Annotated in this window: 20 protein-coding genes; 3 read left to right on the plus strand and 17 right to left on the minus strand. The window is 41.3% G+C overall.

Features of this window, described 5'->3' with window-relative positions; all coding sequences use genetic code 11:
* Position 1: 1 nt before the first annotated feature.
* The 12 genes from E7Y33_RS07560 to E7Y33_RS07615 all read right to left on the minus strand — a co-directional run bounded on the left by E7Y33_RS07560 (position 2) and on the right by E7Y33_RS07615 (position 11,634).
* Entirely contained in the window at positions 2-1,402 is a 1,401-nt protein-coding gene (locus E7Y33_RS07560; RefSeq protein WP_049477467.1) for a bifunctional Cof-type HAD-IIB family hydrolase/peptidylprolyl isomerase, read from the minus strand.
* 122 nt (positions 1,403-1,524) lie between these two features.
* Positions 1,525-2,628, minus strand: coding sequence for a family 8 glycosyl hydrolase (locus E7Y33_RS07565; protein ID WP_139690121.1), 1,104 nt, complete (start codon positions 2,626-2,628; stop codon positions 1,525-1,527).
* A gap of 8 nt (positions 2,629-2,636) precedes the next feature.
* Positions 2,637-3,947: a glycosyltransferase family 2 protein gene (locus E7Y33_RS07570; RefSeq protein ID WP_139690122.1), complete on the minus strand. Its 1,311-nt coding sequence runs from the start codon at positions 3,945-3,947 to the stop codon at positions 2,637-2,639.
* A 142-nt stretch (positions 3,948-4,089) separates the two neighbouring features.
* A complete protein-coding gene (locus tag E7Y33_RS07575; RefSeq protein WP_139690123.1) occupies positions 4,090-4,869 on the minus strand; it encodes a hypothetical protein in 780 nt (259 codons plus the stop codon).
* On the minus strand, positions 4,869-6,023 hold the full coding sequence (gene wecB / locus E7Y33_RS07580; protein WP_139690124.1) for a non-hydrolyzing UDP-N-acetylglucosamine 2-epimerase: 1,155 nt from the start codon (positions 6,021-6,023) through the stop codon (positions 4,869-4,871). Before wecB ends, E7Y33_RS07575 begins: the two co-directional genes overlap by 1 nt.
* Before the next feature lie 427 nt (positions 6,024-6,450).
* Positions 6,451-6,960 (minus strand): GNAT family N-acetyltransferase, encoded by a 510-nt coding sequence (locus E7Y33_RS07585; protein WP_139690125.1) that lies wholly within the window; start codon positions 6,958-6,960, stop codon positions 6,451-6,453.
* A 320-nt stretch (positions 6,961-7,280) separates the two neighbouring features.
* A complete protein-coding gene (rpsR, locus tag E7Y33_RS07590; RefSeq protein WP_000068664.1) occupies positions 7,281-7,520 on the minus strand; it encodes a 30S ribosomal protein S18 in 240 nt (79 codons plus the stop codon).
* 31 nt (positions 7,521-7,551) lie between these two features.
* Positions 7,552-8,022 carry a single-stranded DNA-binding protein SsbA gene (ssbA, locus tag E7Y33_RS07595; protein ID WP_000609596.1) on the minus strand — a complete coding sequence of 157 codons (471 nt, stop codon included), beginning with the start codon at positions 8,020-8,022 and terminating at the stop codon, positions 7,552-7,554.
* A gap of 11 nt (positions 8,023-8,033) precedes the next feature.
* Complete coding sequence (gene rpsF, locus E7Y33_RS07600; RefSeq protein ID WP_001151782.1) at positions 8,034-8,324, minus strand: 30S ribosomal protein S6; 291 nt, start codon at positions 8,322-8,324, stop codon at positions 8,034-8,036.
* Between the two features lie 149 nt (positions 8,325-8,473).
* A complete protein-coding gene (gene asnS / locus E7Y33_RS07605; RefSeq protein ID WP_000167169.1) occupies positions 8,474-9,817 on the minus strand; it encodes an asparagine--tRNA ligase in 1,344 nt (447 codons plus the stop codon).
* 152 nt (positions 9,818-9,969) lie between these two features.
* Positions 9,970-11,148 (minus strand): pyridoxal phosphate-dependent aminotransferase, encoded by a 1,179-nt coding sequence (locus E7Y33_RS07610; RefSeq protein ID WP_139690126.1) that lies wholly within the window; start codon positions 11,146-11,148, stop codon positions 9,970-9,972.
* Between the two features lie 9 nt (positions 11,149-11,157).
* Positions 11,158-11,634, minus strand: a complete 477-nt coding sequence (locus tag E7Y33_RS07615) for a cell wall elongation regulator TseB-like domain-containing protein (RefSeq protein ID WP_139690127.1) — start codon at positions 11,632-11,634, stop codon at positions 11,158-11,160.
* Positions 11,635-11,752: 118 nt separating this feature from the next.
* Between E7Y33_RS07615 and E7Y33_RS07620 the strand changes: the two genes are divergently transcribed.
* Both E7Y33_RS07620 and E7Y33_RS07625 read left to right on the plus strand, forming a co-directional pair.
* Positions 11,753-12,199: a MarR family winged helix-turn-helix transcriptional regulator gene (locus E7Y33_RS07620; RefSeq protein WP_139690128.1), complete on the plus strand. Its 447-nt coding sequence runs from the start codon at positions 11,753-11,755 to the stop codon at positions 12,197-12,199.
* Between the two features lie 91 nt (positions 12,200-12,290).
* Positions 12,291-12,839, plus strand: a complete 549-nt coding sequence (locus E7Y33_RS07625; RefSeq protein WP_125422261.1) for an NADPH-dependent FMN reductase — start codon at positions 12,291-12,293, stop codon at positions 12,837-12,839.
* A 31-nt stretch (positions 12,840-12,870) separates the two neighbouring features.
* On the opposite strand, the gene yaaA is transcribed toward E7Y33_RS07625, so the two are convergent.
* The 5 genes from yaaA to E7Y33_RS07650 all read right to left on the minus strand — a co-directional run bounded on the left by yaaA (position 12,871) and on the right by E7Y33_RS07650 (position 18,714).
* Positions 12,871-13,599 (minus strand): peroxide stress protein YaaA, encoded by a 729-nt coding sequence (yaaA, locus tag E7Y33_RS07630; RefSeq protein WP_125422258.1) that lies wholly within the window; start codon positions 13,597-13,599, stop codon positions 12,871-12,873.
* A 79-nt stretch (positions 13,600-13,678) separates the two neighbouring features.
* Positions 13,679-13,810 carry a DUF3953 domain-containing protein gene (locus E7Y33_RS07635; RefSeq protein ID WP_002874755.1) on the minus strand — a complete coding sequence of 44 codons (132 nt, stop codon included), beginning with the start codon at positions 13,808-13,810 and terminating at the stop codon, positions 13,679-13,681.
* Positions 13,811-13,895: 85 nt separating this feature from the next.
* Positions 13,896-15,491, minus strand: a complete 1,596-nt coding sequence (locus E7Y33_RS07640) for a hypothetical protein (protein WP_139690129.1) — start codon at positions 15,489-15,491, stop codon at positions 13,896-13,898.
* 11 nt (positions 15,492-15,502) lie between these two features.
* Positions 15,503-15,913: a peptide deformylase gene (locus E7Y33_RS07645; RefSeq protein WP_139690130.1), complete on the minus strand. Its 411-nt coding sequence runs from the start codon at positions 15,911-15,913 to the stop codon at positions 15,503-15,505.
* Between the two features lie 104 nt (positions 15,914-16,017).
* Entirely contained in the window at positions 16,018-18,714 is a 2,697-nt protein-coding gene (locus E7Y33_RS07650; RefSeq protein ID WP_139690131.1) for a cation-translocating P-type ATPase, read from the minus strand.
* Positions 18,715-19,020: 306 nt separating this feature from the next.
* On the opposite strand from E7Y33_RS07650, the gene mntE reads away from it, so the two are divergent.
* Complete coding sequence (mntE, locus tag E7Y33_RS07655; RefSeq protein WP_139690132.1) at positions 19,021-20,214, plus strand: CDF family manganese efflux transporter MntE; 1,194 nt, start codon at positions 19,021-19,023, stop codon at positions 20,212-20,214.
* The last annotated feature ends 21 nt before the right edge of the window (positions 20,215-20,235 follow it).

Consider the following 20,235-nt stretch of genomic DNA (forward strand, 5'->3'; position numbering starts at 1 on the left):
TCTAGTCCTCAATTTCAATCGTTTCAATTACTACATCTTCAACTGGTTTGTCCATTGCACCAGTCTCAACAGCTGCAATGGCATCCAAGACCGCAAACGATTCTGCGTCTACCAATTGCCCAAAAACAGTATGGCGGCGGTCAAGGTGAGGAGTTCCACCTTGTTCTGCATAGATCTCAGCGATTGGTTCAGGCCAGCCACCACGCGCAATCTCTTTCTTAGAATATGGCAAATGTTGGTTTTGCACGATAAAGAACTGGCTACCATTGGTATTTGGACCCGCATTGGCCATAGAAAGGGCTCCACGGATATTATAAAGTTCTTCAGAAAATTCATCTTCAAAAGAGTCACCATAGATTGACTCACCACCCATACCAGTACCAGTTGGGTCTCCACCTTGGATCATAAAGTCCTTGATAATACGATGGAAAATCACACCATCATAGTAACCGTCTTTTGACAGAGCAACAAAGTTAGCCACTGTTTTAGGAGCATGTTCAGGGAAGAGCTTGATACGCAAGTCTCCGTGATTGGTCTTAATGGTCGCAAGAGGACCTTCTACTGTTTCAATGTCTACTTGTGGGAAATGCAATTCTTTTTCTACCATACCAAATCCTTCTAAGGCATCAAAAATGCCATCTTCTTCTACTGTTTTTGTAATATAATCTGCTTTTTCTTTAATTTTTTCATGGGAAACACCCATAGCAATACTGATTCCAGCATAATCAAAGAGTTCCAAGTCATTGAGACCATCCCCAAAGACCATGACATTCTCTGGTTTCAAGTCTAGATGTTCCACCACCTTGGCTACACCAGTTGCTTTGGATCCTGAAATTGGCACGATATCAGATGAATGTTCATGCCAACGCACCATGCGAAGTTTATCCGACAAAGACTCTGGTAAGTGCAAGTCATCCCCTTTATCTTCAAAGGTCCACATCTGGTATATATCTGCTTTTTCATGGAAGTTAGGATCCACATCCAAGTTCGGATAAATCGGATCAATAGCCTCACTGATCAGTTCTGTTCGCGTGGAGAGTTTGGCATCATGACTGCCAACCAAGCCATATTCAATTCCCTCTCGCTTAGTCCAAGAGACATACTCCTCAACATCTGACTTGTCAATCTGATGTTGATAAATGACCTGACCTTTTTTATCTCCGATATAGGCCCCATTCAGAGTTACAAAAAAGTCAGGCTTGAGCTCACGAATCTCTGGAACGACACCGAAAATACCACGCCCAGAAGCAATACCTGTTAAAATTCCTTTTTCACGCAACTGCTTAAAGACAGTGGGAATTGTAGCTGGAATAAAACCTGTCTTTGACGTACGCAAGGTATCATCAATATCAAAAAAGACGATTTTAATCTTCTTTGCCTTGTATTTTAATTTCGCATCCATCTCTCTACCTCTTTTCCATCACTCTTTCCATTATACCATAAAGCTGATGAAATTCCTTTTTTGAAAAAAGATGAAAATCCTATCAAAAAGAGAGCCAGTAAAACTAGCCCTCTCTTTTCATCCTAGAACAACTCTAGAGCAATCATAGTAATCATCGTTGCATCATAGTAGTTGTCCAAAGGTAAATCTTGTGTGAAAATGTATTTATTTTGCTGAAGAAGTTTCAGATAACCTTCTCCCTTGTCAGATGCATAGGTAATTGGAGCCAAGAAACTACTTGCCTGGTATTGATTGAGGGCCGTTCCGTTCAAGTCATATCCGGCATAAATGCGCTGTTCTTTCATAAAGAAATTCATCATCTTTTGAACGAGTTTTTGGCTTCTTTCATCCTGACTCTGAGACAAGTGATATGGCAAACGACAAGCATTATAAGAATACGCTCCATCGTATTGAGATTCGATAGTATTGGCATCAACAAGGCGTGCCCCTGACTTCTCCGCCCAGATGAAATCTGGCAAAAGTCCAGTATCAGAATGAGAACTGATTTGCTCCAATTGCTCAAGCATCTTATCCTTAACATCTAACCACTGTTTGTTTCCAGTCAGGTCATAGAAAGATTGGAAATAGTGAGGAAGGGTATCAGACGTCCGCATCAAGTAATAATAATCGGAATCCTTGTTTGCCCAGTTCCCTACCGTTAGGACACCTGTCTCTTCATTGTAGTTGTATTTAAGAATATCATCCAAGATTTTTTTAGCTTGCTCTTGGTATTCCTGCGCCTTATCTGGCCACTGCTTGGCAGCTTCAATCAAAGAATAAGCGATATAGAGATCACCATCGGTTGCATTTTGCTTCTCAACCGTTTCGCTACCATTTGTGATCACTTGCTTCCAAGACATCAACTGCGTTCCCTCGATACGATGATTTTGGTAATAGCGATAAAGACTCTCAAAATCTGCTTGTGTCGCTTGCCCTTTTTGGGCTGCTAAAACCGTTATGAGCATGCCGTAACTTTGGGCTTCAGATAGAACTGTTGTTCCCTCCGAATCACTCGTCGTACGAACATAAGACTGATCGCCTTTTGTAACAAGGAACTGTTGGCTCCATTGGCTGTAAATTCGATTACGCATCTCGATTTTAGTTCTTCCTCTTGCTAAAAACAAGGCTAAACAAAAGATAGAAAGGATGAGCACAAACCATACATATTTTAATTTATTCGTTTTCATAGAACCTCCTATCCTGCAAATCGTTTGGTTTTAACCCACTTGGTTTCTTTTCGTCGGAGTACTTTGTCCAGCACGATCGAAGAAATAGAATCAACGGATACAACGATAAACATCTGTGCATAAGAGAAATAGGCTGCCAGGGCTAACCAGATTTGTTTAGTCGTCGCTTGTCCAAATTGACTTGCCAATGCTGTCATAATTTGCATCAAATAAAGACCAATCATGAGAATCCAGTTGAAGAGCATGAGCTGGGCGATGTAGATATTGTCCGCATCAAAAGCAAATGGAACCCTGACATCTGGGAAGAAAAGATTAAGGCAGATCGCTAGCACATTCGCTAGGAAAATCAAATCCGATAGGACAATGGCAAAGTTAAACCAAAAGAAAACACAAGAATAGTTAAAGACTTCTAGTTTAACGCGCCAGTTTGCTCTGCCAAATAAATGCTTAAAGTTTGATAGAACAACTTCGTAGTTTCCTTTAGCCCAACGTTTACGTTGCATATAGTAACTCTTTAAGGTCTCAGGTTCTTGTTGGAAAGCCTCTGAATTATAGGCAAGGGCAATCAATTTACCACTCTGCATGATTTTGAAGGAAATATCGGTATCCTCGGTTAAGGCACCATTTTTCCAACCACCGATACTCTTTACAAAGTCGGTTTGAATGATAAAGTTGGTTCCTGGAATACGCCCAATTTTAAAGAGATGCCACATCCCAACGTGGTGCACGCGCTGAGTAACAACGATTTCCTGGTTAATACAACGAGTCAAGAAATTTTGATTAGCGTTTCGAGTCTTGTTTCGACCGAAAGATGCCACATGACGTTCTGGATCCTTCATCACTTCCTTCACAAGGAAATAAAGAGCATTTTTTTCAGGCATAGCATCTGCATCATAAACACAGATGTATTCGCCTGTTGCCATCTCCAAAGCATCGTTTAGAACGCCTGCTTTTCCTCCCGTACCAGTACGGTCGATAATAGTCAGATTTCTTTCTGCATATTCAGGCATGGCTTGTACAGACAAACACTCTGCATAGGTATTGTTCGAACAGTTATCCGCAAACAAGAGCAACTCCACACGGTCGTGAGGATAGTTCATATCCAAGATAGCTTTAGCCGTTTGGGCAATAACCACATCCTCATTATGAGCAGGTACGACAATGGTGACCTTAGGGTAATAAGGTAGTGGCGAAGTGTCTACACGAAAATCACTGTGTTTAAACCAAAAGTGTACTGCTGAAAAGAGAATTACCAAACCCCAAGCCAGAGAAATCCAAATAGTAAGCAGAGTAAAAATCATTAAGATTTGACTAATCATGATTCACCGCCTTAAAATTTTTATTCACTCGATGGTAAAGCACAGTATAAGCAATAAATAGTATGACAAAACAAATGCCAAAAACGAGGCTGAGTCCCAAAGCAATTCCAAAAAATAGTTCGGTCAGAGTCATATTTTCCTCCTAATATTCTACAATTACATCCGTCTCTAATTGACGCTTTAAATGACTAGTAACATCTGAGTAATCTTTATATTTACTTCCATTCTCAGAGTTAATCACTAGGTAACCTGTTTGGAATTGAATTCCTTGGTTTCCATCTTCTCCATGAAAAACTAAACTGCTTAGCTTCTCCTGCAAACCATTCAAATAGAGTTGCTTCAAAGAATGTTGATTACTATTAGATAGAACAAGAAAATTCCCATCTGAAATGTAATAGAGCTTATCGTTGTAACTCAATTCCTTAGTAATTAACTCTTGAATGCGACTGAGCATCAGATTATATTCTTTCGGTTTAATCTGGAAAAACAGATCTTCATGGGACCAATGAATCAATAGAGATTGAACCGTAACATCACTTTGTTCAGTGACCATAGCTTGGTAATCTGCTCGAGCTTCGTCTTCCTGTTCTTGTACCTTTGAGGCCACCTTGAAAAAATAATAACGAACTTTAATCAGTATTCCAATTAAAAGCGGAAAACTGATTAACAAAAAGAAAAGTTGATTTATTGGAATATAAACAATACCAACAATTAAACAGATGATCCCGAATCCAAAACTTAAGATAAGTACCCAAGTAAGTAACAACTCAGACAAAACCAATACTGCAAACATTGCTAAAAACAAAAATAATACTTGTTCTAAAAGGATATTACGAGCATACAAAAAACAAAGCACCAAAAGAATGACCTCACAAACAAGCAAAGTCATAAGCCAGTTTTTAAATTTATTCCAGTTTTTCATTATGCCTCTTCTCCTTCTTTAAATTCAGATACAGATTCAGCCATTCCAAAATAATGTAGTATAGCCTGAACGATTCGTTCAGATGCTCTTCCATCACCATATGGATTTGGCGCCTGAGACATTTTTCTATAAAGAGTTTCATCTGTTAAGAGAGCTGTCATCGCTTCTTTCACACATACTGGATCAGTCCCAACTAATTTCAAAGTTCCTGCACGAACCCCTTCTGGACGTTCCGTCGTATCTCGAAGGACAAGAACAGGTTTTCCTAGGGAAGGTGCCTCTTCCTGAACACCTCCAGAGTCAGTCATGATAAAATTGCTTCTTGAAGCCAAATTATGAAAATCAAGTACATCTAAAGGCTCAATCAAGTGAATACGATCGTGACCAGCTAAGATATCGTTTGCTGCTTCTTGCACAGCAGGGCTAAGGTGAACAGGATAAACAACTTCAATTTCCTGATGAAGATCGACCATCTCACGTAAAGCTGCAAAGACATTTCTCATTGGTTGACCTTGATTCTCACGACGGTGCATGGTTACCAATACAAGTTTCTTATCTGGATCCAATTGATCTAGAACTTCATGATAGTAATCCGATTGAACGGTTAGCTTCAAGGCATCAATGGCCGTATTTCCCGTAATGACAATAGCAGACTCAGGGTGATTTTCCTTGAGGAGATTTTCTTTACTCTCACTAGTTGGAGCAAAATAAAGATCCGCTAGGCAGTCAGTCATCTGACGATTCATTTCTTCTGGGAAAGGAGAATACTTATCAAATGTTCTCAATCCAGCTTCAACATGCCCTATTCGAACCTGATTGTAAAAACCTACTAAACTTGCTGCAAAGGTCGTTGTAGTATCACCATGAACAAGAATTATATCTGGAAGTTCTTGCTTAACAACAGGATCAAACTTTTCAAGGATTTTTCCAGTAATGTCTAAAAGAGACTGGTTTTTCCCCATGATATCTAAATCATAGTTAGGCTGAATTCGAAATGTTTCAAGAACTTGATCCAGCATTTGACGATGTTGAGCTGTCACAACAGTAATTGTTTCAATCGCATCACTATGTTTTTGCAATTCCAACACTAAAGGGGCCATTTTGATGGCTTCTGGTCGTGTTCCAAAAACAACCATCACTTTCAATTTCTTCATTATGGTATCCTTCAACTATAATAAAATTTGACATATCAGATTAATCTTTATATCGAATTATTGCGTAAATCAATTAATTTGATTATCTTAATTATTTTACCGTCAATTAATTTATATGTCAATTTTTTCCTAAATTTATTATTGCATTTAATTTAATTTTAACAATTTGTAACCTTTTTGTAACAATATTATTTACAACCTTTAAAAAGCCTTATTTTAGGAAATTTTAAGACTTTTCAAAAGAATCCGTATTTTAAAAAACTAAACCTTATATGTTTTTTTCGATATTTATTTTTATCTTGATATTTCAAACAATTATATTTTACCTTTTTAAAGAATAGAGCAATTAATGTAAAACAAAAACTCCCTCTTTCTGATGAAAAAGGGACCGCGGGTTCTAACTATATTTTAAGGTTAAATACCTATCTTAAATCAAATCTTTGGATAGATACAAGACCAATTCTCCGATATCTTCACAAATCGCATTCATGGCCGGTTGATGGTTCTGATACCAAACTCCCGTTCCATCTGGAATATAGCCTCGTTTGATGTACAATCTCTGAGCAGGTCCATAGCCTGAGTGCAAACCTACACCCAACGTCACCTTATCGGATAAAAGCTTTGCTCGTTTTTCTGCTTCTTCCATCAAGAGATTTCCAATACCTTGATTTTGAAAAGGTTCAAAGACATTGAAATCTGAGAGTTCTGGATAGATTTCTGCAAAAGGCCCCTGCTTAGCGCAGGGCAAAATTGTGATATAACCCGCTAAAGCACCCTCAACCTCTGCAACTAAGACTTCTCTCTCCCCACATTCTTGTTCAAGAAAATATCTAGCCAAAATTTCTTCTCTACCCGCCCAACCTTGGCTAGTAAATCCTCGAGAGAGATCTTTAATGTCAGATTCTTGCATTTTTCTAATTGAACAAGTCGTCTTCATAAGTTGCTCCTTTAAAGCTTTCTCCTACCATTATAGCACGATAATAAAAATTAAAAGAAATAACCTAGTAAGAAAAAAGAAGCTTACTAGGTCAAAAAGGAGCTCTGTCCAACCGAGGCCTGAAAAAGAGGTCCCTCGGACCCAACTCGCCTTCTCATGTCCATGCTCGTGAAAAAGAGGTCCACCCGGACCGAACTCATCTTCTCATTTCAAAGCTCGTGAAAAAAGACCCGTAGGGGTCTTAATTCGCTTTCTTATTTCCGAGCTCATGAAAAAGAGGTCCACTGGACCTGAAAAAAAGACCCACCCGGGTCTTTTTTTTAATCTTCGTTTACGAAAGGCATCAAAGCCATTACGCGAGCGCGTTTGATAGCTGTTGTTACTTTACGTTGGTTTTTAGCTGAAGTTCCAGTTACACGACGAGGAAGGATTTTCCCACGTTCTGAAACGAAACGGCTAAGAAGCTCAGTATCTTTGTAATCAACATATTCAATTTTGTTTGCTGCGATGTAATCAACTTTTTTACGGCGTTTGAATCCGCCACGACGTTGTTGAGCCATGTTTTTTCTCCTTTATAGTATTAATTGTCCATTAGAATGGTAAATCATCATCTGAAATGTCCAATGGATTGGTTGCTCCAAATGGATTTTCAGAACGTGAAAAGTCTGGTACTGGATTTGCAGGTGCTGATTGACCAGCAGTTGGTGCAGAATAAGCTCCACCTGTATGTCCTTCACGCACTCCGCGGCTTTCCAACATTTGGAAATTCTCAGCCACGACTTCTGTTACGTAGACACGTTGTCCTTGCTGGTTATCGTAACTACGAGTCTGGATACGACCTGTGATCCCGATAAGAGAGCCTTTTTTAGCCCAGTTAGCAAGATTTTCAGCCTGTTGGCGCCACATAACGACATTGATGAAATCAGCCTCACGTTCGCCATTTTGACTCTTAAATGTACGGTTTACTGCAAGAGTAAAAGTCGCAACTGCTACATTTGATGGGGTATAACGCAACTCAGCGTCACGTGTCATACGCCCTACAAGTACAACATTGTTAATCATAATTTACCTTCTTACGCGTCAAGTTTGACGATCATGTGACGAAGAATGTCAGCGTTGATTTTTGAAAGACGGTCAAACTCTTTAAGAGCTGCGTCGTCGTTTGCTTCAACGTTAACGATGTGGTAAAGTCCTTCACGGAAATCTTGGATTTCGTATGCAAGACGACGTTTTTCCCATGATTTTGATTCAACAACAGTTGCACCGTTGTCAGTCAAGATAGAGTCAAAACGTGCTACCAAAGCGTTTTTCGCTTCTTCTTCAATGTTTGGACGAATGATATAAAGAATTTCGTATTTAGCCATTGATATGTTCCTCCTTTTGGTCTAATGACCCCTAGTCTTTGCAAGGGGTAAGTGAGGTTTGCTCACGATAAACTATTATACTAGAAAAACTGATAGATAGCAAGATAAAAGTGAAAAAAAGAAGATGAAATTATCTTCTTTTTGCTAGTTTATGGTTTGATACGGTGCAACATACGTGGGAATGGGATAGCTTCACGGATGTGTTTGGTTCCAGCTGCGAAAGTGACCATACGTTCAATACCGATACCAAATCCACCATGTGGTACTGTACCGTATTTACGAAGGTCAAGGTAGAATTCATATTCTGTACGATCCATTCCAAGTTCTTCCATTTTAGCGACAAGGGCATCGTAGTCTTCCTCACGCATAGAACCACCGATGATTTCTCCATATCCTTCTGGTGCAAGCAAGTCTGCACAAAGCACGCGCTCTGGATTTCCAGGAACTGGTTTCATGTAGAAGGCCTTGATAGCTGCTGGATAGTTGATAACAAATGTTGGCACACCAAAGTGGTTTGAAATCCATGTTTCGTGTGGTGAACCAAAGTCATCGCCATGCTCAAGATGCTCGTAATCAGCATCTTCATCATTTTCATGCTCTTGCAAAAGGTCAATGGCTTGATCGTAAGTGATGCGTTTAAATGGCTCAGCAATGTAGCGTTTCAAGAGCTCTGTGTCACGTTCCAAGGTTTCCAAGGCTTGAGGCGCACGATCAAGAACACCCTGAAGAAGGGCTTTTACATAAGCTTCTTGCAAGTCAAGGGACTCATCGTGTGTCAAGTATGAGTATTCAGCGTCCATCATCCAGAACTCAGTCAAGTGACGGCGCGTTTTTGATTTTTCAGCACGGAATACTGGACCAAAGTCAAAGACACGACCAAGAGCCATAGCTCCTGCTTCTAGGTAAAGCTGACCTGATTGGCTCAAGTAGGCTGGCGTTCCAAAGTAGTCTGTTTCAAAGAGTTCAGTTGAATCCTCTGCCGCATTTCCTGAAAGAATTGGGCTATCAAATTTCATGAAGCCGTTCTTGTCGAAAAACTCATAAGTCGCATAGATAATCGCGTTACGGATTTGCATAACCGCTACTTGCTTACGAGAGCGGAGCCATAAGTGACGGTTGTCCATCAAGAAGTCTGTTCCGTGTTCTTTTGGTGTGATTGGGTAGTCTTGAGATTCACCGATGACTTCGATGTCTGTAATATCCAACTCATAGCCAAACTTAGAACGTTCGTCTTCTTTGACAATTCCTGTCACATAAACAGAAGTTTCTTGGCTCAAGCGTTTGATGGTGTCAAATTTTTCAAGACCTACCTCTTCACCAAATTTTTCAATAAAGTTTGGTTTAAAGGCTACACCTTGGAAGAAGGCAGTTCCATCACGCAATTGCAAGAAGGCAATTTTTCCTTTTCCTGATTTGTTGGCAACCCAGGCCCCAATGGTCACTTCTTGACCAACGTAGTCTTTTACTTCGATAATTGTTACACGTTTTGTCATAATCTATCTTCCTTTTTTCGTTTAACTTGTCCGAAGACGTCATTACTCATTATTTTACCACAAATAGACTCTGATAGCTAGGTTCTACTAGAGAAAAATCGCGAGATTTTCGTTACAAAAAATCTTCGCTAAAAAGGCGAAGATTCTAAGTTTTATTTTTCCATAAATTGATGCAAACGACGAATAGCTTCTTTCAAAGTATCCAAGTCTGTGGCATAGCTGAGACGAACATTTTCTGGTGCTCCAAATCCGGCTCCTGTAATCAAGGCAAGTCCGACTTCTTCGAGAATAGCCGTTGTAAACTCTGTCACATCGGTATAACCCTTCATTTCCATCGCTTTTTTAACATTTGGGAAGAGATAGAAGGCTCCTTGGGGCTTGACAACTTCAAAACCTGGGACTTGGCACAAGAGAGGATAAATGGTATTCAAGCGCTCTTCAAAGGCTTGGCGCATGGTTTCAACAGAGTCTTGCGGTCCAGTTAGGGCTTCAATGGTAGCATATTGCGATACGGCAGTCAAGTTAGAGGTTGTTTGTCCTGTTAGCTTGCTCATGGCAGCAATAATCTCAGGATTTCCCACAGCATAACCTACCCGCCAACCAGTCATGGCATAGGCCTTAGATACACCGTTAATCACGATGGTTTGCTTGCGAATGGCTTCTGACAGACTAGAGATTGGAACAAATTCATTTCCGTTATAGACCAGACGTCCGTAGATATCATCTGCTAGGATGAGGACATCATGTTCAACAGCCCAATTTCCGATAGCCATCAATTCCTCACGAGTGTAAATCATACCGGTCGGATTCGATGGTGAATTGAGAACCAAGACCTTGGTCTTATCTGTTCGGGCCGCTTCTAGCTGCTCTACTGTTACTTTAAAGTGATTGTCTTCCTTGGCTTGGACAAAGACTGGAACACCTTCTGCCATCTTGACTTGGTCTCCATAACTGACCCAGTATGGTGTAGGGATGATGACCTCATCACCTGGATTGACCATAGCCATAAAGAAGGTGTAGAGAGAGAACTTAGCACCAGTGGCAAAGGTAACCTCGTTGGCTGCAACAGAATACCCATAATAGCGTTCAAAATAGGTATTAACCGCAGCCTTTAAGTCTGGCAGACCTGAAGCAACTGTATAAAAGGAAGCTCGTCCATCACGAATCGCTTCTATCGCTGCATCCTGAATGTTTTCAGGAGTATGAAAATCAGGCTGTCCCAAGGTTAAGAAAAGAACATCTTTTCCCTGAGCTTTTAATGCTTTGGCTCTTGCATCACTGGCTAGAGTGACGCTTTCTTCCATCTCTAGTACACGTTTGGATAGTTTCATATGCCCTCCTTATTGGATCACTGCTCCTGTTTCAAAGTCGACCAGATAGTACTGGTTTCCTGACTTAACTTCCCAAATCGGCTTGTCCTGATAACGACCAAAGGTGATCTTATCAATGTCGCTAGCTCCTTTTTCCCTCGAAATCGTCGCTGCCTTGTCTTGAGAAATCCCCTTATCTAGCTGATAAACATAAATCTTGTGGTCATTCTTTTCAATCAGTACGGCAATGGCCTCTTGCTTTTTATTATGTCCCAGAAGGCTGTAATAAGCTTCCGAACCATTAAAAAAATCAACCTGATCTGCCTTTTCCAATTCTGCATACTGCTTGGCCAGTTTTTCTCCTTCAACCCTAGCATCTTGATAGGGTTTCATGCTAAGCGAAATCAGGTAAAGAAAGGATCCAGTCAGCACTAGTAGCACCAGAGAAATGCCGATTCCGTATTGTAAAAGTAGCTTGTTTTTTGCTTTTTTCTGTCTTAGTTTCACTCGTCTATTTTACCATCTCTCCTCTTTTATTACAAGTGAAGACAGGAACATTCTAAGATTCTTTTCCTATAAAATAGAAGTTCTTGTTTTTCTCTCTCATTATTGATAAAATAACCTTATGAAACAATATTTGAAAGAAAAAATTTCCCAAAATCAATTAGACTTGAAGACAGCTATTGTTCTCAATAAAGCGATGCGAAGTTTCAAACCTTATGAAACCAAGGCTGCCAAAGAACACGGACTAACCCCTACTCAATTTTCCGTTCTGGAAACTCTCTATAGCAAGGGGGAACTACGCATTCAGGATTTGATCGAAAAAATGCTAGCCACTTCTGGAAACATGACTGTTGTCATTCGAAATATGGTTCGAGATGGATGGATTTCTAGAACTTGCGACCCCAAGGATCGTCGCTCCTTTTTCCTGAAATTAACACCTGCAGGACGCAAAAAAATCGAAGTGGTTCTTCCTGACCATATCGATTCTATCGTAGAAGCACTCAGCATCTTGGAAGATGGCGAAAAGGAAGACTTAATCCGCATTTTAAAAAAATTTAAAAATTTGTGAGCAAAATTATTGCTAATTAGTATCATTTGTTGTAACATAGATGGTGACAAAAGAGTTCGCTCTTTGAATTTTAAACTAAAGGAGACACGTCATGTCTAAAAAAGTATTATTTATCGTCGGTTCACTACGCCAAGGTTCTTTCAACCACCAAATGGCCCTCGAAGCTGAAAAAGCACTTGCTGGAAAAGCAGAAGTTAGCTATCTTGATTACTCAGCTGTTCCTCTCTTCAGCCAAGATTTGGAAGTTCCAACTCATCCAGCTGTAGCTGCTGCTCGTGAAGCAGTCCTTGCTGCGGATGCTATCTGGATCTTCTCTCCAGTCTACAACTTCTCTATCCCTGGAACAGTGAAAAACTTGCTTGACTGGCTCTCTCGTGCCCTTGACTTGTCTGATACACGTGGTGCTTCTGCCCTCCAAGACAAGTTTGTCACTGTCTCATCTGTAGCCAATGCCGGTCACGATCAACTCTTTGCTATTTATAAAGACCTCTTGCCATTTATCCGTACACAAGTCGTTGGTGAGTTTACAGCTGCTCGCGTCAATGACTCTGCTTGGGCAGATGGAAAATTGGTGTTAGAAGAAGCAACTTCTTCATCACTTGCAAAACAAGCTGACGACCTTCTTGCAGCCATCAACTAATCTAGCAAAAACCAGCTCGAATGAGCTGGTTTTATGCTTGTTTCACAAAGACGAGTTCTAAATCACTTGATAAATCAGGTCGGTAGTCAAAACCTGCAAAACTGAGCTGGCGAGCTTGTTCGACTGTATGGATTTGCCCCTCTATCAAGGCGGTCAAAAAGGCTCCACGGGCTTTTTTTGAAATAGTTGAGTGGATCTTCAGCTGACCTGCCTTGTCCTCCATAAATTTGAAGGTCACCATCTTTTCTCTGATTTCCTTCGAAAATACGGTTTCAAACTCTGATGATAGGAGTGAGAATATCAAGTTCTCATCTTGTAGGGCCTCATCGTAGGCTGACTTCCAATGAGTCTTTAGGGTTTTACCAGCTACTTTTAATTTCATCAAAAAGTCCAAACGGTGTGGAGCCATAGGCGACAAGGCTGGGACAACACCGTATAAAGCCGAGGTAATCAGGACATGATTTTCAAGATAGGTTTGTTCAGCCTCGGTTAAACCATCTCGTTTGATGTGGCGATACATGAGACCATCAAAGAGTTTCAAGGCTGGATAATTCTTAGCGCTCTGATCTTTTAGAGCTTGAATATGAGCATACTCTTCTTCTGCTTTCTCGGCAGATACCTTATAAAAACTTTCTAATTCACTAGCTGAGTAGTGCGCCAGTGAGTCAAGGACTGCCTGACTTTCTTCCCTCAAAGGGAGCGCTTCGATACAAGGATGGTTTGTGTTCATTTCTTTTGCTGTTGGGATTAAAATTTTCATATTGTTAGTGTAGCATATTTTTCAATCACGACCAAGAATTTCATCTTAAAAACCTCGGTTCACACCGAGGTTTCTCTGTTTATTTTGGCCATCCTAACCAGATAGCCACGAGAACAAGGGCTGTGCCAGCTAAGCTTGTTAAGATAGATAAGAATTTATCTTTTTTCTCCTTGAACTGAGAAAACCTATTTTTATACTCAATGAAAATCAAAGAGCAAACTAGGAAGCTAGCCGCAGGCAGTACTTGAGTACGGCAAGGCGACGCTGACGTAGTTTGAAGAGATTTTCGAAGAGTATTATTGTACTTTAAAGGTCTTGAGATAATTATCTTTTCCAACCTGACCTTCGAAAGATTGGCCATTTTCAAGGTAAGGAAGGTCATCTGACACTGAGGCCTTGACCTTATAAATCTTGCCATCAACTTTAAAGAAGTAGACGGTATCACCCTTGATAACAGCTGATTTAAGGTCTGAAACCACACCCTTGATGTTTTCTACCGTTTCATTATCTAGCTCGAGGTCGTTTTTATTGGCATATTTGCTGAGGAGTTCATCTACCGTAGCTGCTACGATGACGTTTTGGTACTCTACTGCATCAACCAATGCATACTCCTTGACCAAGCCTGCATTGTCCTTCAAGCCCATGATGTAGAGCGGTTTGTCGTTGAGATTGACAAGGATAGGGAAGGTAGCCTTGTAGGCTTTCTCTTGCACGGCTCCTTCAGCTGAAGCACGGGCAGATTCTTCAGTTGCAGAAGCTAGATTGTACTTGGTGATTTCACCAGTGCGCATATTTTCAAGGATAAATCCTAAATTACTTTCGTCAGCATTTGCTGAAGTCACACCCGTGTAGAGATAAATGTCATTTCCGATAGAAAGATAGTTATAACCCTCTGTCGTTTGGGTAACATTTTTCTTAGAGATCAAGGCATTCCAGAAGCCGTCTTTATACTTGCCGTTGTAGTTGATTTGTTCGATGGTTTCTTCTGCTGGATAGACACGATCCACCCATTCTGGCACTTCATCCAAGCTGTATTCCTTGGTTTCTCCATTGGTGGCGTCTAAGATAATAACAGATGAAGGACGAGGAACTCCTAGACCAAACTGCTTTTGATAAACGGTTGCTACATAGAAGGGATTGCCTTCATCATCCACCTCAAAGGATGGCGTTTTAAAAATCTTGGTTGGATACTTGATTCGAAGATGACGTTTGACGTCACGGTTAAAATACTCAGAGTCCGAATATTTCATCGGTGTTTTTAAATCCACCAATTCCGCATTTCCTGTCACCATATTAACCTTGATATACTCGCCGATTCCCTTGGATTGATTGTTGAACCATTTGATGGGATCAGCATACTCCAAAGGAGTCACCCGATAGGGTTTGCCATCAACTGTCAGCTGGGTATAGGTATCTGCTGCTACGTACTGGGATACCTTATCCGTCAGAGAGCCCAGATAACGGTCTCCAATCTTTTCTGCAGTGCTACGATCTAGGATTGGAACCTTACTGGTATCACTCTTAGGAAAATCTTTAAAATCTTTTTCTGTGATAGAGACCACATTAGCATAGTTTTTTGCTTGGAAAAAGCTAGAAGTCACAAGAGTCACCAGTCCAGCAAGGGCAAAGATAAGACCTGCGGCCAGTAACAATCCTCCACCTAATTTATTAAAATGAAATCCTTCTAGATTGAGATCTTTGGCAGCCTTGCCATGACGTACATGAACAGTTTTAAGGAGATTGGTATCCTTGCGGAAACTAAACAAAATCCCCATCACCACCAGATGCCCACAGAGAAAGAAGATGAATTCCCAACTAGTCAGATTGAAGGGTGGTAAAAAGATATACCAAGTCGTTGCGATAAAAACAAGTTCAAATAGTATGCGTTTCATCTGAGTTCCTCCTAAATAATCCGTCCTTCTAAATGATCCAATTCATGTTGGCAGATCTGAGCTGGAAAACCTGTTAACGTAATGGTCTGCTCCTGCCACTTACTATCACGATAGGAAACCGTAATCGTTTCATAACGAGTCGTCGGTCGCACCCCAGTCAAAGACAAACAACCTTCCTCTGTCTCGTAAGGTCCTTTATAGGAAAGAAGAATGGGGTTAAACATGACCATGGGAACCAAGCCAAGATTAAAGATAATCACGCGCTTCTGCACGCCAATCATATTGGCCGCTAGACCGACACAGGTCTCGCGATTGGCCAGCAGAGTATCCTGTAAATCTCTAGCCAGATAAAGGTCTTCCTGACTTGCAGTTTTCGAGACCTGCGACAAGAATAAGACATCTCGGACAATTTTCTTTTCCATTCTCTTACGCTCCTTACATCTTTACTTTATTATAGCACAAAAAGGGGCAACTTCTAGTCCTTTCCCTCAAATGCAAAAAAAGCCATCCGAAGATGACTTTCTTTTTAAATCGCATTCTTATCAAGACCAAGTTTACGTTGAACAAACTTGACGATTTCGACGATAAGTATCATTGAGAAGCTTCCAGCTAGAACAATAGCCCATTGCGATAAGTCTAGTTTGGTTACGTGGAAGATACCTTCAAGCGGTTCTACGACGATTGTTGCCATCAGAAGAATGAAGGATACCAAGATAGACCAGTTAAAGGTCTTAGACTTGAATGGTCCAACTGTCAAGATGGACTGGTAAACAGACTTAACGTTGTAGGCATGGAAGAGCTGGATCAAACCGAGTGTTGCAAAGGCCATGGTAAGGGCATCTGCGTGAATGGCTTGGTTATCTCCTACATGGACTGGATAGGCAAGAGCAAGACCATAAACGGTCAAGACGAGTGCCCCTTGGAGTACACCTTGATAGATGATGGAACTCAAGACCCCACCTGAGAAGAAACTTGATTTGCGTCCACGTGGTTTGTGGGTCATAACACCTGGCTCAGCTGGTTCAACACCAAGAGCGATAGCTGGGAAGGTATCGGTTACCAAGTTAATCCACAAGAGATGAACTGGCTGTAAGACATCCCAACCAAACAAGGTTGATAAGAAGATGGTTAATACTTCAGCCGTATTGGCAGAAAGTAGGTACTGGATGGTCTTTTGAATGTTTGAGAAGACCTTACGTCCTTCTTCAACTGCGACGATGATGGTCGCAAAGTTATCATCCGCAAGAATCATATCAGAAGCTCCCTTAGAAACCTCTGTACCAGTGATTCCCATACCGATACCGATATCGGCTGTTTTCAGAGCTGGGGCATCATTAACACCGTCACCTGTCATGGCAACGACCTTACCTTGGTTTTGCCAAGCTTTGACGATACGAACCTTGTGTTCTGGAGATACACGCGCATAAACAGAGTATTGACCAACTACTTTTTCAAATTCTTCATCTGAAAGTTCGTTGAGCTCAGCACCTGTCAAGACATGGTCTTCTGAGTCATTTTCATCGATGATTCCCAAACGTTTGGCAATGGCTTCCGCTGTGTCTTGGTGGTCACCAGTAATCATGATTGGACGGATTCCTGCTTCTTTAGCGACACGAACCGCTTCTGCCGCTTCGGCACGTTCAGGGTCAATCATCCCAATCAAACCAGTAAAGATCAAGTTGTTTTCCAGTTCTTCAGAAGTCAAGTTTTCTGGAATACTATCGATAATCTTATAAGCACCTGCGAGGACTCGCAAGGCTTGGTGAGCCATTTCCGAGTTGTTTGTGTGAATTAAGTCATTGACTTTCTCATCAATCGGAGCGACATCTCCAGCTTTATCACGAGCAACACAACGTTTCAAGAGTTGGTCTGGAGCTCCCTTGACTGCCACTAGGAATTTCCCATCTGGCAATGGATGAACGGTAGACATGAGTTTACGATCCGAGTCAAATGGCAATTCAGCTACTCGAGGATATTCCTCTAAAAATCCTTTAACATCATAGCCCTTGTCCAAGGCATACTGGATGAAGGCTGTTTCCGTTGGATCCCCGATCAGGTTTCCTTCAGCATCAATCTTAGTATCATTAGCCAAAACAACAGAACGAAGTAGTGGCATGTCCAAGCCAAGTTCAATGTCATCAGCAGAGTCATGTAGGACTGCGTCATAGAAGACTTTTTCGACGGTCATCTTGTTCATAGTAAGCGTACCAGTCTTATCAGAAGCGATGATCTCAGTTGAACCAAGTGTTTCTACTGCTGGCAACTTACGAACGATAGAGTTTCGTTTTGCCAAAACTTGAGTACCAAGGGCAAGAACGATGGTTACGATAGCTGGGAGCCCTTCTGGGATGGCTGCGACAGCAAGCGCAACTGAGGTCATCAACTCACCGAGTGGATCTTTACCTTGAATGAAGACTCCAACTACAAAAGTAACAAGGGCAATGACCAAAATAGCATAGGTCAAGACCTTAGAAAGGTTGTTCAAGTTTTGTTTGAGTGGTGTGTCCGTCTCATCCGCATCTTGAAGCATACCCGCGATATGACCAACTTCCGTATACATACCTGTATTGACAACAACACCAAGACCACGACCGTAGGTAACGTTTGAGTTTTGGAAAGCCATATTGACACGGTCACCGATACCTGCATCTGTAGCGAGTTCAACTGTCAAGTCTTTTTCGACTGGAACTGACTCACCTGTCAAAGCTGCTTCTTCAATTTTAAGTGAATTGGCTTCTAGCAAACGTAGGTCTGCTGGTACGACGTCACCTGCTTCTAGAGCAACGATATCTCCTGGCACCAATTCTTTTGAGTCAATCTCAGCCATGTTCCCATCACGTATAACGCGAGCAGCTGGACTAGACATAGACTTGAGAGCTTCGATGGCTTCTTCCGCTTTTCCTTCTTGGTAAACACCGAAGGCCGCGTTGATAATAACAACGGCTAGGATAATGATGGCATCTGCAATGTCTTCCCCACCAGAAGTTATGACAGACAAGATGGCTGCAGCCACCAAAATAATAATCATCAAATCCTTAAACTGTTCGATGAATTTAACCAAGAGAGATTTTTTCTCACCCTCTTCGATTTCATTGCGTCCATATTCAGCTAGGCGTTTCTGTACTTCGCTTGACGAAAGACCCTGCTCAGTTGCTTCAACCGACTTCAAGACCTCTTCAGGACTTTGAGTATAAAACGCTTGGCGTTTTTGTTCTTTTGACATGTGTCTCCTCCTTGACATTGTGTGCAAAACAAGCTCTCTTTTGGTTTTATGACAAACAAAAAGAGACCTGTTAATCATAACAAGTCTCGCTGTTTAAGATAGCGCCGGAAAGCATACTTTGCAGTATAAAATTCGGAATGACGACACTATCACAGGTTTCTGCCAGCTACTCCCTTGAGTAGTACTATTATATCAAAATTTGAACAATTTTCAAGGGTTTAAATCCGATGAAACAAGACTAAATTTGAATTTTCCAATGAAAACCAGTATAATGTAAGAATACTATATGACTAGAAAGGAAGCCCGATGAACCAATCCATGTCAAATCTCAAATTGGCAGAACGTGGAGCCATTATCAGCATTTCGACTTACCTCCTCTTGTCTGCAGCAAAATTGGCAGCTGGTCACCTCCTGAATTCTTCCAGTTTGGTGGCAGATGGTTTCAACAACGTATCAGATATTATCGGAAATGTTGCTCTCTTAATTGGGATTCGGATGGCCCGTCAACCTGCAGACCGTGACCATCGCTTTGGTCACTGGAAGATTGAAGATTTGGCTAGCTTGATCACTTCCATCATCATGTTCTACGTTGGCTTTGATGTTCTTCGGGATACCATTCAGAAAATCCTTAGTCGAGAACAAACACCCATTGATCCTCTGGGAGCGAGTCTAGGAATCATTTCAGCAGCGATTATGTTTGTGGTCTATCTCTACAATACACGCCTCAGTAAGAAATCCAAATCCAAGGCTCTCAAGGCAGCTGCTAAGGACAATCTTTCCGATGCTGTCACCTCGCTTGGGACGACCATTGCTATCCTAGCCAGCAGTTTCAATTATCCAATTGTGGATAAATTGGTCGCTATCATTATCACCTTCTTTATCTTAAAGACAGCCTATGATATCTTTATCGAGTCTTCCTTCAGTCTTTCAGATGGCTTCGATGACCGTCTGCTAGAGGACTACCAAAAGGCCATCATGGAAATACCAAAGATTAGTAAGGTCAAGTCCCAAAGAGGGCGTACCTACGGTAGCAATATCTACCTTGATATCACCCTGGAGATGAATCCTGACCTATCTGTCTATGAAAGTCACGAGATTGCGGACCAGGTCGAATCCATGCTGGAAGAACGTTTTGGAGTCTTTGATACCGATGTTCATATCGAGCCAGCTCCCATACCTGAGGACGAGATTTTAGACAATGTCTATAAAAAACTGCTCATGCGTGAGCAATTGATTGACCAAGGAAATCAGCTAGAAGAACTCCTTGCTGAGGACTTTCTCTATATCCGTCAAGATGGAGAGCAGATGGATAAAGAGGCCTATAAGGCTGAAAAAGAACTTAAAGCTGCAATTAAGGACATTCAGATTACCTCCATTAGTCAGAAAACCAAGCTCATTTGCTATGAGCTAGATGGTATCGTCCATACCAGTATCTGGCGTCGCCATGAGACTTGGCAAAATATTTTCCACCAGGAAACTAAAAAAGAAGACAAACAGTGACCCTATCCAGTGGATAGGGCC

It is taken from the genome of Streptococcus oralis, from assembly GCF_006175905.1.
GTDB classification, from domain to species: Bacteria; Bacillota; Bacilli; order Lactobacillales; family Streptococcaceae; genus Streptococcus; species Streptococcus oralis_BG.

Coding starts and splice junctions, on each gene's coding strand:
- E7Y33_RS07560 (WP_049477467.1), bottom strand. CDS start 1,402: ATGGATGCGAAATTAAAATACAAGGCAAAGAAGATTAAAATCGTCTTT.
- E7Y33_RS07640 (WP_139690129.1), bottom strand. CDS start 15,491: ATGAAACGCATACTATTTGAACTTGTTTTTATCGCAACGACTTGGTAT.
- asnS (WP_000167169.1), bottom strand. CDS start 9,817: ATGACAAAACGTGTAACAATTATCGAAGTAAAAGACTACGTTGGTCAA.
- mntE (WP_139690132.1), top strand. CDS start 19,021: ATGAACCAATCCATGTCAAATCTCAAATTGGCAGAACGTGGAGCCATT.
- ssbA (WP_000609596.1), bottom strand. CDS start 8,022: ATGATTAACAATGTTGTACTTGTAGGGCGTATGACACGTGACGCTGAG.
- rpsR (WP_000068664.1), bottom strand. CDS start 7,520: ATGGCTCAACAACGTCGTGGCGGATTCAAACGCCGTAAAAAAGTTGAT.
- E7Y33_RS07625 (WP_125422261.1), top strand. CDS start 12,291: ATGTCTAAAAAAGTATTATTTATCGTCGGTTCACTACGCCAAGGTTCT.
- E7Y33_RS07610 (WP_139690126.1), bottom strand. CDS start 11,148: ATGAAACTATCCAAACGTGTACTAGAGATGGAAGAAAGCGTCACTCTA.
- E7Y33_RS07575 (WP_139690123.1), bottom strand. CDS start 4,869: ATGAAAAACTGGAATAAATTTAAAAACTGGCTTATGACTTTGCTTGTT.
- E7Y33_RS07570 (WP_139690122.1), bottom strand. CDS start 3,947: ATGATTAGTCAAATCTTAATGATTTTTACTCTGCTTACTATTTGGATT.
- yaaA (WP_125422258.1), bottom strand. CDS start 13,599: ATGAAAATTTTAATCCCAACAGCAAAAGAAATGAACACAAACCATCCT.
- E7Y33_RS07620 (WP_139690128.1), top strand. CDS start 11,753: ATGAAACAATATTTGAAAGAAAAAATTTCCCAAAATCAATTAGACTTG.
- E7Y33_RS07645 (WP_139690130.1), bottom strand. CDS start 15,913: ATGGAAAAGAAAATTGTCCGAGATGTCTTATTCTTGTCGCAGGTCTCG.
- E7Y33_RS07585 (WP_139690125.1), bottom strand. CDS start 6,960: ATGAAGACGACTTGTTCAATTAGAAAAATGCAAGAATCTGACATTAAA.
- E7Y33_RS07565 (WP_139690121.1), bottom strand. CDS start 2,628: ATGAAAACGAATAAATTAAAATATGTATGGTTTGTGCTCATCCTTTCT.
- E7Y33_RS07650 (WP_139690131.1), bottom strand. CDS start 18,714: ATGTCAAAAGAACAAAAACGCCAAGCGTTTTATACTCAAAGTCCTGAA.
- rpsF (WP_001151782.1), bottom strand. CDS start 8,324: ATGGCTAAATACGAAATTCTTTATATCATTCGTCCAAACATTGAAGAA.
- wecB (WP_139690124.1), bottom strand. CDS start 6,023: ATGAAGAAATTGAAAGTGATGGTTGTTTTTGGAACACGACCAGAAGCC.